This is a genomic window from Bifidobacterium sp. (genome assembly GCF_050874245.1).
In the GTDB taxonomy this organism is placed as follows: domain Bacteria; phylum Actinomycetota; class Actinomycetes; order Actinomycetales; family Bifidobacteriaceae; genus Bifidobacterium.
Genome location: NZ_JBNMKH010000075.1, coordinates 1 through 8,455 on the forward strand (window position 1 = coordinate 1; position 8,455 = coordinate 8,455).

General features: G+C 58.8%; 8 protein-coding genes. 1 reads left to right on the forward strand and 7 read right to left on the reverse strand.

Going from position 1 to position 8,455, the window contains the following annotated elements; all coding sequences use genetic code 11:
* From ACR0P8_RS07735 to ACR0P8_RS07750, 4 genes are all read right to left on the reverse strand, one after another.
* Positions 1-1,179, reverse strand: a 1,179-nt coding sequence (locus ACR0P8_RS07735; protein WP_432624532.1) for an alpha-amylase family glycosyl hydrolase, incomplete at its 3' end; no start/stop codon positions are given.
* Between the two features lie 5 nt (positions 1,180-1,184).
* On the reverse strand, positions 1,185-2,009 hold the full coding sequence (locus tag ACR0P8_RS07740) for a carbohydrate ABC transporter permease (RefSeq protein ID WP_432624539.1): 825 nt from the start codon (positions 2,007-2,009) through the stop codon (positions 1,185-1,187).
* A gap of 5 nt (positions 2,010-2,014) precedes the next feature.
* Positions 2,015-2,917 (reverse strand): carbohydrate ABC transporter permease, encoded by a 903-nt coding sequence (locus ACR0P8_RS07745; protein ID WP_432624533.1) that lies wholly within the window; start codon positions 2,915-2,917, stop codon positions 2,015-2,017.
* Positions 2,918-3,058: 141 nt separating this feature from the next.
* Positions 3,059-4,384 carry an ABC transporter substrate-binding protein gene (locus tag ACR0P8_RS07750; protein ID WP_432624534.1) on the reverse strand — a complete coding sequence of 442 codons (1,326 nt, stop codon included), beginning with the start codon at positions 4,382-4,384 and terminating at the stop codon, positions 3,059-3,061.
* Positions 4,385-4,736: 352 nt separating this feature from the next.
* Between ACR0P8_RS07750 and ACR0P8_RS07755 the strand changes: the two genes are divergently transcribed.
* Positions 4,737-5,756: a LacI family DNA-binding transcriptional regulator gene (locus ACR0P8_RS07755; RefSeq protein ID WP_432624535.1), complete on the forward strand. Its 1,020-nt coding sequence runs from the start codon at positions 4,737-4,739 to the stop codon at positions 5,754-5,756.
* Between the two features lie 323 nt (positions 5,757-6,079).
* Here the strand turns inward: ACR0P8_RS07755 and ACR0P8_RS07760 are convergent, their stop codons facing one another.
* The 3 genes from ACR0P8_RS07760 to ACR0P8_RS07770 all read right to left on the reverse strand — a co-directional run.
* The gene (locus ACR0P8_RS07760) at positions 6,080-6,967 is read right to left on the reverse strand and encodes a carbohydrate ABC transporter permease (protein ID WP_432624536.1); all 888 of its coding nucleotides are present in this window, start codon (positions 6,965-6,967) and stop codon (positions 6,080-6,082) included.
* A gap of 40 nt (positions 6,968-7,007) precedes the next feature.
* Positions 7,008-7,931: a carbohydrate ABC transporter permease gene (locus tag ACR0P8_RS07765; RefSeq protein WP_432624537.1), complete on the reverse strand. Its 924-nt coding sequence runs from the start codon at positions 7,929-7,931 to the stop codon at positions 7,008-7,010.
* A 14-nt stretch (positions 7,932-7,945) separates the two neighbouring features.
* Positions 7,946-8,455, reverse strand: a 510-nt coding sequence (locus ACR0P8_RS07770; protein WP_432624538.1) for an extracellular solute-binding protein, incomplete at its 5' end; no start/stop codon positions are given.

Genomic DNA, 8,455 nt, shown 5'->3' on the forward strand with positions numbered 1-8,455 from the left:
ACCCTGGTAGATGAAAGCGGTTCCAGGCAAGCCCAGCATGACCAAAGCGGCGGCACGCGCGCGGCGGGCGGCCGAAGCCGGATCGATCGGCGGATTCGTGCCATTGGACGTGACCCACGCCTCGATGTCGGTTCCCGTCGGAACACCGAGACGTGATGCGATTCGCGGCACATCATGGTTTCCCAGCACCCAAGTGGGAGCCGTTTCAGCGGTTTTCGCATACTTCCACGTGCGTTCGATGGAAGCGCGGTACGCATCGCGATCCCAATCGGCTTTCTCCAAGGAGAAATCGAAGATGGCGCCGAGCTCGTCCTGCCTGGCATATTGGAAGACACGTTCGTTGAACGGCGTCCAGGATTCCCCGATCGCGTATTTCGCGGGCTCGTACTGGTTGAACAGCTCACGCCATTCGCGATAGATGCCGTGGACGGCGTCGCGATCCCACATCGGATCGGAACCGTCGGCGGCCTGCGGATATTGCTTGGTCGGATCCGGACGGTCACGCAGCGGCTCGCGCAGGTCCTTGGCGAGACCGTGGGAAACGTCGATGCGGAATCCGTCCACGCCTTTGCCGCACCAGAACCGGAGGATGCCGAGAAACTCCTCATGCACCTCGGGATTGTCCCAGTTGAGATCGGGCTGCTCCTTGGCGAAGGTGTGCAGATAGTACCAGCCGTCGCCGCATGGTTCCCAAGCGGATCCGCCGAAATTGCTCAGCCAGTTGGTTGGAGGCAACTCCCCGTGCTCGCCTTTGCCCTGATGGAATATGTAGCGGGCGCGTTCCGGAGAGCCGGGCGCCGAAGCCAGAGCCGCCTGGAACCATTCATGTTGGTCCGAGGTGTGGTTCGGCACGATGTCGATGATGACTTTGATGCCACGTTCGTGCGCCCGCGCGACCAGTTCGTCGAACTGCTCCATGGTGCCGAAACGCGGATCGACCGCACGGTAATCGGCCACATCGTAGCCACCGTCCGCCAACGGCGACGGATAGAACGGCGATAGCCAGATCGCGTCCACGCCCAATTCGCGCAGATAGTCGAGTTTGCCGATCACGCCCGCGATATCACCTTCGCCATCGCCGTTCGAATCGGCGAACGACCGCGGATAGATCTGATAGACGACGGCGTCACGCCACCAGTCGTCCTGTGCCGGGAATGCCGCCGACATAGCTGCTGACATACGGATCACCCCTTGACGGAACCGGCCAGCATGGCGCGGATGAAGTAGCGCTGCAGGAAGATGAACAGCAGCATCGTCGGAGCCATGATCAGCAGCGCGCCCGCATTGAGCAGCACCACGTCGGTCTGGTATTGGCCCACAAAGGATTGCAGCGCGCCGGCCATGGTGCGCTTGTTCGGGTCGTTTTCCAACACCACGGCAAGCAGGAACTGATTCCACGTGGCGAGGAACGTCAGAATGCCCAGGGACGAGATGGCAGGCAGCGCCAACGGCAGCTGAATCGAACGGAAGATGCGGAAATGGCCGGCGCCATCGATGCTCGCGGCCTCGATGAGGTCGCGGGGCATCTGCTCGAAGCAGGAGCGCATCCAGACGATGCCGAATGGGATGTTCAGGCCGATCAACGGCAGTATCAGCGCCAGACGGGTGTTGAGAATGCCCATGTCGCTGATCTCGTAATACAACGGGGTGACCAAGGTCTCGAACGGAATCGTCAGACCGACCAGGAACAGCGCGTACAGCAATCCCTTGCCGGGAACACTGAGCTGCGCGAAGGCGTATCCGCCGAGCGAGCAGAAGATGACCACGCACGGCACCACCACGACGACCAGCAGGATGCTGTTCAGCAGCAGCGGGGTGATGTTCGCGGTCTTCCACGCATCTACGAAATTCTCCCAATGCGGATGCGCCGTGAACTGGATGCCTTCGGGCATGGATCCCTGCGGCTGCACGGCCGCGGAGAACATGCTCAGGAACGGCAGAACGCAGAAGATGACGGTCAGGGCAAGCATCACACCGCCGGCGATGCGGGTTGTCTTCGATTGCTGCATGGTAATCACTGCTTCTTTCCATTGACAAGGCGCTGCAGCGGGCCAACGACCAGCAGCACCAGAACCATTAGAGCCACGGCGAGCGCGGACGCCAGGCCGACGCTTTGCTGGGTGAAGGCGAGCCGGTATACCTGCACGCCGGGGACCATGGTGGAGGTGCCCGGGCCGCCTTGGGTGGACATGTAGACCACGTCGAAGCTGGCGAGCGCGGAAATGATGGTCATCGTAAGGCACACGCCGATCTGTCCGCGCAGACCGGGCAGGGTGATGTAGAACAGCTGGCGCCACCAGCCGGCGCCATCGAGGCTTGCCGCCTCATACAGGGATTGGTCGATTCCGCCGATTCCGGAGAGCAGCAGCACCACGCAGAAGCCGAGCTGCAGCCAGAAGCCGATGACGCCCACGGCGTTCAGCGACGTCGATTGGTCGCCGAGCCAGACATGCGCGAAATCGCCCAAGCCGACCGCACGAAGCAGCTGGTTGACGGTTCCCTTATCCGCCAACATCCAAGTCCAGGCGACGCCTGCGGCAGCTCCCGGAATGACTCGCGGGAGGAACAGGCAGACCTGCGCAAAACCGCGCGCACCCTTGGATTTCATGTCCTTGATGAGCACTGCGATGATCAGACCAAGGACGATCGGGATGATGGAGAAGAAGATGATGAGATAGAAGGAATGCAGAATCGATCCATACAGGTCGGGATCGGTGAAGACCGTCTTGTAGTTGCGCAGACCGACGAATGTGCTTTCATCGATTCCGTTCCAGTCGTAGAGGGAATACCAAACGGTCTGAATGATGGGCCAGAGTTCGAAGATCGCGTAGAACAGCAGGGCCGGCAACAGGAACAGCAGGCTGATCAGCCCTAATGACATCTTGCGCTTCGTCTTGGCCTGAGTATGGGTATCCATGTTTCACCACACCTTAGTTTTTACGGAATGTTTCCGGAGAGAGGAGAGAAGGAAATCGGGCGGAATGGAAAGGATGCATTCCGTAACATTCCGCCCGATGGATTTGCTGTTTGGGAAAGTGGATTCAAGCAGCGTTGCGGGCTACTTGGCTTCCTTTTCGTATTGCTTCTGGATGGAATCGACGAACTGCTGCGGAGTCATGGTGCCATCGAGCAGCGATTGGAAGCCCGGGATGATGGCGCTGGCCTGCATGCCCGCGGTCGCGTTGTTGATGTAGTCGGTGGTGTTGCCGGTCTTCACCAGTCCTTCGTAGGCGGTCAGCACCTGGCCCAGCAGCTGGTTGTCGGTGCTCGGGGTCTTGCCTTCGCCCACCGGCGGATAGCCGTTGTCCACTGCGATCTGACGAGCCTCATCGGACTGGAGGAAGTCCAGGAACGCCGCCGCGGCGTTCTTGTGCTTGGCGTTGGTCGGAATACCGAATGCGGAGACGGCGTTCGCAGCAGCGGAACCGGAGTCCGCCTTCTCGCCCGGGTAGGCAATCCAGCCGGCGTCGTCGCCAAGGGCGTCGTTGATGGACGCGGTGTACCAGCTGCCTGCGGGGAAGAACAGCGCCTCGCCATTGCTGAAGCGGCTCAGCGCGGTGGAACCGTCAAGTGCGAGCGCATCCTTGGAGAAATATCCGGCGTCCTGCCAATCCTTGATCTTCTGTGCGGCCTTGAGAGCTCCCTTGGTGTTGAACGTGGCACCGTCCTTCTGGATGATCCAGTTCTGCACGGTGTCGCGGCCTTCGTAGTTGGTGAGCAAGGCCTGGTAGATGTAAGAAGTACCACCTTCCTTGGCCGGCATCATCATGGCCAGCTTGCCGGCGTCGGTGGCTTTCTTCATGTCGGCTTCGAGGTCGGCCACGGTGGCCGGAGCCTCGGTGATGCCGAGTTCCTTGGCCAATTTCTTGTTCCAGTACAGGCCGGTCATGGAAATGCCGTCAGGCACCGCGTACAGGCTGCCGGATCCGATCTTGCCATTGGAATCGACGCGGTACACCTGGGTCTGGGAATCCGGAAGGTCCCATCCGTAGGCCTTGGCGTACTCGTCCAGATTGACCACGTGCTTGCCGCGCACCGCGGAATTGATGTCAGTGATGCGGGCGATGTCCGGAGTGTCGGCCGCGGAGATGACGCGCGGTCCATTCTGCTGCGAGGTGTTGTCAGGATCGTAGGTCGCTTTGATTGTGATGTTCGGATACTTCTTCTGGAACGCCGCGATCAGCTGGTCGTCGAAGGTCTTCAAACCGGCGCCGTCCCACAGCTTCAGTTCAACCTTCTCTTTGCTGACATCGGTGCTGACCGGTTCGGAATTCGCGTTGGACTTCGACGATGACGATCCCGGGCCACACGCGGCGACGGATGCGAGGCAGGCCACCGCCATCGCTCCGGCGATGAGGGTTTTGACGGATTTCCCAATCTTCATTGATGTTCCTTTCCTTGCGGGAATCGACGCGCATTCTTGCGATGCGATTACCTAACGCTTGCTCTCTTTGCTAAGCGCTTAGCTAAAGCATAAAAGAACGTTATGCAAGTTGTCAAATTTTCTTAGGTATCGTTTATATCGGCGTGTCGAACCGGTTTTATTCTTGAAATTCCAGTGCCTTAAGAGCTGTCAATCGCTATTTCCAATCGCAGAAAAACAATACATAATCTCAACGCTTAGCAGCGAAATCAGACCAAATTCAGGGGGTTGCCATATAATCGTTTAGCATATTGGGCATGCATTGCAAGGCAGCTATTGCGAAGCAGGCATTCATCGCCAGCAGGGAGGAACCATGGCGCGAACAACCATCGAAGACGTGGCGAAAGCGGCAGGAGTCTCCACATTCACCGTCTCACGTGCGCTACGCGACATGGACCACGTGGCGCCGCGCACACGAGAGAAAGTGCTGAAAGCGGCGAAAGACCTGAACTACACCGTCTCGAAAGCGGCATCATCGCTGGCCAGCGGCCAAACCAACCGCATCGCGCTGCTATCCAGGGACCGCATCGCCGGATGGTTCATGGGAGAGCTCATGGACGGCCTGTACGACGTGCTCAACCCCGCACGCTACGATCTGCTCGTCTACCGCGCAGGCAACATAAAGGAACGTTCCACGTTCTTCACCAATCTGCCAGCCAACCGCAACGCCGACGCGCTGATTATGACCGGATTCCCCGCCACCGAACAGGAGGAACAGGCATTGACCAGCATGGGCATGCCGATCATCCTGGTCAACTCGCCCGAAACCGACTGCTGCCAAGGATCGGTGGCCATCAACGACGAGGAATCCGAGACGACGCTGGTGCGCTACCTGGCCGCCATCGGACACCGCAAATTCTGCTATATCGGACGCAAGGAGCCGCTGCCCGGCAGCCAATGGGGACACGACACCCGAGCGGTCGGATACCGCAACACCATCGTCGACCTCAACCTCACCGACTGCGGTATGCACTACATCGATCTCGCCGATCCACTATCCATCAAACAGACCGTCGCCACGATTCTTTCGCTGCCGGAACGGCCGACCGCGCTATGCGTATGGTCCGACCATTACGCGCTGCCCGTCATCCACGAACTGCGCAGCAACGGCGTGCGCGTGCCGGAAGACATGTCCGTGGCCGGGCACGACGGATCGGATGTGGCCGCCAGCATCAAACTGACCACCATGGCGCAGCCCGCACGCGAAATCGGACGAATCGCGGCACGCAAAACATTGGATCTCGCCGCAAAGAAAACACTGGACGAGCCGCGCACAATCATCCAGACCGTGCTGACGCCCGGCGACACGACGCGGCCAATCGCTCACGAATAGCGATTGGATGGCTGACGGACGGGAGGGAAACGTCGGCTAATTGGACGAATAACTCGGTTTCGTGCTCGAGAAATCTGGTTTTTCGAGTATGGGGGTATATTTCAATGCGATTCGCATGGAAACTGCGCCCCCGTATATGCTGCGGGAACCATTCGATGACGGGAAACCGACTTTTTCGAATACGGAGGCAGAGCGATAGAAACCAAAGGCACAAAGGTCAGGCACACAGAACCGACGCGCGGCCACTGATATATACGAAAATACGAAAAGCGGGAATCCTCGAAAAAGGGGAAACGAGGATTCCCGCTCGGCGCTGTGAAGTTTTACTTCACAGCGCCCCTCATCACACCACCGACGACCCACTTTTGAGCGAAGACGTAGACGATGAGCACCGGGGCCATGGCCATCAGGTAGGAAGCGAAGGCCATCGGATAGTTCGAGGTGAACTGGCTCTGGAACACATACTGCGCCAGCGGAATCGTCTGGTTGCTCTGGTCGGTCAGCGTGATCAACGGCAGCAGGAAGTCGTTCCAAGCCCACAGTGCGGTCAGAATGGCGATTGTGGCGTTGATCGGTCCCATCAGCGGGAAGATGATCTTCCAGAAGATGCGCCAGGTCGAAGCGCCGTCGATGCGCGCGGCCTCTTCCAGCGAAATCGGAATCGAACGAATGAAACCGATCGCGATGAACAGGTTCGTGCCGATGCCGAGAATCGTGTACAGCACGATCAGGCCGAGCTGGTTGTCGAGATGCAGCGTGCCCATTTCCTTGGCGATCGGCAGCATCACCACGGTGAACGGCACGAACATCATCGCAAGGAAGAAGTAATACAGGAAGCGGAAGAACCGCTTATCCATATTCCTTGCCACGGCGTACGCGACGAACGTGTTGGTCAGCAGCGTCAGCACCACCGCGCACACGGTGATGATGGCGGAGTTGAGCGCGGCCTTCGGATAGTTCACCTTGTTCCACGCGTCGGCGAAATTATGCCACTGCCAGCTCGTCGGCAGACTGAACGTGCCCGCCTCGCCCGGGGTCTTCAACGCGGTGACCACGGTGAAATACAGCGGCACGAGCACGGTGAGGCTCAGTACCGCGACGGCCGCGGTAAGCCACCAATTGATCTTGTGATCCTTATGGATCTTCTCCGGCTTGCCCTGCGATTGGTTTTGCGTGGCGGCCGGCTTCGTTGCAACAGTTGCGCTAGTCATGATATTTCCCCTTTGCCTTCGACTTTGCCTTGCACGTTCCTCAGACCTTTTCCTTGCCGCTGAAGAACTTCAGCTGCACGAACGCGAGAATCGCCAGCACGATGAAGAACGTGACCGCGTTGGCCATCTGGTAGGAGTATTCGCCGTTGCCCAGGCCGTTCTGGAAGATCAGGTAGGAGACGGTTTCGGTCTTGGAATCCGGGCCGCCCTTGGTCAATGCCATGATCTGGTCGAACGCGCCGAGCGAGTTCTTGAGGCTCAGCACCATGTTGATGGTGAAGAACGGGCCGATCAGCGGGAAGGTGATCTGCCAGAAGTTCTGCCAGGCGTTCACGCCGTCGATGGCCGCGGCCTCGTATATCTCGTTGTCGATGGTCTGCAGGCCGGCCAGATACAGCAGCGTGGAGTAGGCCACGCCCTGCCAGACCGACAGGAAGACGATCGGGAACCATGCCAGTTTGGGGTCGGAAAGCATCGACGTGGACAGCCAGTCGATGTGCAGGGCCTGGCCGAGCGCCGGCAGCGGCGTCATGAAGATGTACTTGAACACGTAGCCGATGACCAGCACCGACAGGGTGTACGGGATGAAGAAGATGGCTCGGAAACCGTTCTTGAAGGCGATTCTGGAATTGAGGAGCACCGCCAGGAACATGCCGAGGAAGTTCGTTCCAATGGTGATCAGGATGGCGATGAAGATCGTGAACAGGTAGGCGTGGCCCACACGCGAATCTTGGAACATCGCGATGTAGTTCTTCAAACCGATGAATTTGTAATCGCCGTATCCCTGCGAATTCGTGAACGAGTACATCGCGCCCTGAATGAACGGAAGGTACAGGAAGATGCCCACGAGAATCGCGGCCGGAACGGTCATCCAATAGAACGCCGGATCGACCTTGCGCTTGGAGAACTGCGAAACCTTCTTCTTCGGCTTCTTGGTAAGCTTTGCAACGGTATTGCCAGTCATTGTCGTTCCTCCCCTCACCTGAAGTTCCTGGCTTCGATCTTGTCGTATTCGGCCTGCATGCCATTGACGAAATTGCTGACGTTGCCCGACTGGACCAGCGTCTGCAGGAAGCCTGCGGTGTTGATGCTGCCCGGCACGTAATGATCGCAGAAATCGGTCAGCCTGCCCGCCTTGTAGAAGCTCAGCACGCCGTTCAACGCCTTATCTCCCACATAGGTGTCCTTGTACGGGGTGAACGCCGACTGCTGCTTGGAATAGTCCTTCACGTTCTCCTCGCTCATGAGGAAGTCCACGAATTGACGCGCCTCGTTGTAGTGCTTCGTATGCGCGCCGATCGTCAACATCACGTCATCACCGGCGGTGAGCTGCTGCTCCTTGGCATTGTCGGTGGCGGGCATCTGCGCGAACCGCAGATTGGCTTTCTTGTTGATCAGGCGCACCTGCGGAATGGCGTACGTGCCGAGCGGCAGGATGGCGGCTTTGCCTGCGGCCAGATCCTGCGTGGCCTGCTGGTAGGTGACGGC

What these genes read in the sequence shown, in the direction of transcription:
- ACR0P8_RS07765 (WP_432624537.1), bottom strand. Translation starts at nt 7,931, where the DNA reads ATGACTGGCAATACCGTTGCAAAGCTTACCAAGAAGCCGAAGAAGAAG.
- ACR0P8_RS07755 (WP_432624535.1), top strand. Translation starts at nt 4,737, where the DNA reads ATGGCGCGAACAACCATCGAAGACGTGGCGAAAGCGGCAGGAGTCTCC.
- ACR0P8_RS07750 (WP_432624534.1), bottom strand. Translation starts at nt 4,384, where the DNA reads ATGAAGATTGGGAAATCCGTCAAAACCCTCATCGCCGGAGCGATGGCG.
- ACR0P8_RS07760 (WP_432624536.1), bottom strand. Translation starts at nt 6,967, where the DNA reads ATGACTAGCGCAACTGTTGCAACGAAGCCGGCCGCCACGCAAAACCAA.
- ACR0P8_RS07745 (WP_432624533.1), bottom strand. Translation starts at nt 2,917, where the DNA reads ATGGATACCCATACTCAGGCCAAGACGAAGCGCAAGATGTCATTAGGG.
- ACR0P8_RS07740 (WP_432624539.1), bottom strand. Translation starts at nt 2,009, where the DNA reads ATGCAGCAATCGAAGACAACCCGCATCGCCGGCGGTGTGATGCTTGCC.